The organism is candidate division KSB1 bacterium (assembly GCA_022562085.1).
In the GTDB taxonomy this organism is placed as follows: Bacteria; Zhuqueibacterota; Zhuqueibacteria; order Oceanimicrobiales; family Oceanimicrobiaceae; genus Oceanimicrobium.
In genome coordinates this window covers 1-2,525 of sequence record JADFPY010000471.1, presented here as the reverse complement: position 1 = coordinate 2,525, position 2,525 = coordinate 1, and the positions used below count along the sequence as shown (strand labels likewise).

The following is a 2,525-nucleotide window of genomic DNA, read 5'->3' as shown; positions in this document are numbered from 1 at the left end:
ACCCTGCTTGGAAGTCTGCTGAGAATCGATGTCGACAATCCTGCGGGCGGATTGAATTACGGTATTCCTGCGGATAATCCTTTTGTCGGAGAAGGAGGCGGAGTGCGGGAAGAGATTTTTGCGTATGGCTTACGGAATGTCTGGCGCTTTAGCATTGATCGACAATCCGGAGAGATTTGGGCGGGAGACGTCGGTCAGGGTGCAAAAGAAGAAATCGATTTGATTGAAAAAGGCGGCAATTACGGCTGGCGCATCATGGAGGGATTCAACTGCTTTAATCCTTCCTCCGGGTGCGATCAAAGGGGTTTAACCCTGCCGATTGTCGATTATGGCCGCTCGGACGGCCAGTCTGTAACCGGCGGTTATATTTACCGGGGGTCTGTGCATCCGGAGCTTGCAGGCGCCTATATTTATGGAGATTTTGCCAGCGGCAGAATCTGGATGCTGCGATATGAAAATAACTCGGTAACAGCGGATTCCCTGCTGATCGATACTTCAATTGCAATTTCTTCTTTTGGAGTTGATGAGCAGAATGAGCTTTATGTGGTTGATTATGGCGGAACGGTTCTTAGGTTTTCCCAAAGCGATTAAAAGTAGCGCTCCAACTGGTTTCGAGATGTTCATAAACTTCCCATTTTCAAATCAAGTTTTACGAATTTATCTTAGATCAGGTTACTCCTCCTACAATGGACTTGAAAACGCGTGACTGCTCCTATCTAAGAGAGTATAAGGAAAATTGTTCTTTCACCTTGAGATCTTCAATTCGAATCCGGATAAAATGTCTTTCCCGATTATAGTATTGGTTTTAGTGATCATCTGCACCTTTTCAAGGAAGCGGTAAAATCAGAGGGTCCGTTTCTACGGATCGCCCCCCAACCCAATTCACGCCTATTAAAAAATAATCATCAATTTTTGCTGAATGCTTTTGAATAATACAGCGAATGACGAAGTTTTTTGCTTGCATTAATAGCATAATTTATTTAAATGGTTTTCTAAATAGATTCAACTAAGAACCATTTTTCAAACCATGCAAATTTCAATTCGAGAACTTCGTTCTTCATTTGAGCCACACATCTTTAAACGTGGTCAAAGATATTACCAAGAGGGTCGGGTTGAAATCATTTCCCTGTCAAATGATTCTTTTACGGCCGAGGTCGCGGGTACGGATGTGTATGAGGTAAAAGTATGGAGCAATAAGAAAGATAATATCCATGGCGAATGCAGCTGTCCATATTGGGATAATTGCAAGCATATGGTCGCGGCCGTTCTTGAAGCCAAGGAATTCTATGACCTTGGTTTGCGGCCGGAAAACGAAAATAAATCCGGTTGGCAAAACTACCTGACTCAAATCGGTTCGGCTGAGGAGAGCCAAACAACAAAACGGAGATGGGAGTTACTTTATACGCTTAGCGTCGAATCCGATGGCTGGACACTTAGTCCACAAAAACGAATGATCAAGAAGGACGGCGCTCCCGGCGTGCCGCGAAATCTTGCCTATGATGATTTTGGCAAGCCAGAAATTGAACGCAGCCGAAATGACAATTTGGTCTTAAGCTTTCTCGAAAAGCGGAATCGCACAAACTCATTTTATAATGCGTATTACGGCGACCCCGCCCTGTACAAATTCGACTTTGGCGCTGACGTTGGTGTTATCTTCGATCTGTTGCGTGAAAGCCGGGTATATTTTTCACCGCAAGACGGTAAAAACAAAACGCTGATTTATCACGATTCTTTGGGCAAAATTGAATTTCGGCTGCTTGAAGAAAAGGATGGCATGAACTTCTGCCCTTATTTGCTTTTAGATAATAATGAAGTCGTTTTGGATCACAGTTTTTATGTTTTGACCTCGCAACCTGTTTGTTTACTCAGAGACAATGAGATCATAGAAATTGCCGGGAAACATGACGCCAAAAGCCTGACTCCCTTTACGCGAAAAGATTACCGGGTGCTTATTCCCAAAGAAGAGGTGTCAGAGTTTTTTGAGGTGGTCGCCCTGCAAAAAGACATCTTCAATCATTTTCGCTTGCCCGATGAGGTAGAGACTGAAAGTATCAGCGAGATCACAGAAAAACGATTGTACCTTAGTGACTTTGATGAGGGCATGGAAATTCAACTGAAATTTTGCTATGGACCGGTGGAAGTTGAGATGTCGGATCCCCGGCAAAGTATATGGGCCGGCGGGCTACAAGAAAATAAATTTGTCAGGGTTACTCGTGATCGAAAGGCTGAAGAAGATGCGCATAATCTCTTATTGAACAGCAATGTGAAAGTTATTCAGGGCGAGAGAATATACACACGTAAGAACAAAACAGTGGATTGGTTGTACGATGAGATTCCGAAACTGCTGGCCGCGGGATTTGTTGTCTATGGCGAAGAAAATTTGAAACAATTTAAAATCAACCGCTCGGCTGCCAGGGTAAGCGTGAATGTGACGTCCGGTATTGACTGGTTTGATTTGGAATTGGAAATCGATATCGGCGGGGTTTTGGTGTCGCTTGCAGAAATTAAAATAGCGTTGAAGAAAA

At 43.7% G+C, this 2,525-nt stretch carries 2 protein-coding genes; both read left to right on the top strand.

Annotated features, from left to right (window positions below; genetic code table 11):
• Positions 1 to 591: PQQ-dependent sugar dehydrogenase (locus tag IH879_22370; GenBank protein MCH7677673.1), on the top strand; the 591-nt coding region annotated here is incomplete at its 5' end.
• A 436-nt stretch (positions 592 to 1,027) separates the two neighbouring features.
• The coding region (locus IH879_22365) for an SNF2 helicase associated domain-containing protein (GenBank protein ID MCH7677672.1) at positions 1,028 to 2,525 on the top strand (1,498 nt) is incomplete at its 3' end.